This is a genomic window from Comamonas sp. A7-5 (assembly GCF_039581385.1).
Classification (GTDB): domain Bacteria; phylum Pseudomonadota; class Gammaproteobacteria; order Burkholderiales; family Burkholderiaceae_C; genus Comamonas; species Comamonas thiooxydans.
Genome location: NZ_JBCPWO010000073.1, coordinates 1 through 279, shown reverse-complemented (window position 1 = coordinate 279; position 279 = coordinate 1). Strand labels below are relative to the sequence as shown.

Sequence of the window (279 nt, the reverse complement as noted above, 5' to 3'; positions counted from 1 at the left end):
GGCATTGAGCAGCTTGGCCACGGCCAGGGGCTGCAGCTCGACATCGGTCTCGACCAGGATGCCGCGATCGGCACCGATGGCCATGGCCGTGCGCAGGGTTTCCTGGCACTGGGCCACGCCGCAGGAGACGGCGATGACTTCGGTCACCACGCCTTTTTCCTTCAGGCGCACGGCTTCTTCGACGGCGATTTCGTCAAAGGGGTTCATGCTCATCTTGACGTTGGCGATGTCCACACCCGTGCCGTCCGACTTCACGCGGACCTTGACGTTGTAGTCCAC

Annotated in this window: 1 pseudogene; it reads right to left on the bottom strand. The window is 63.1% G+C overall.

Annotated elements, in window-relative coordinates:
• A pseudogene (locus tag AAIL67_RS24815) lies at positions 1 to 279 on the bottom strand (electron transfer flavoprotein subunit beta/FixA family protein); the annotation flags it as partial.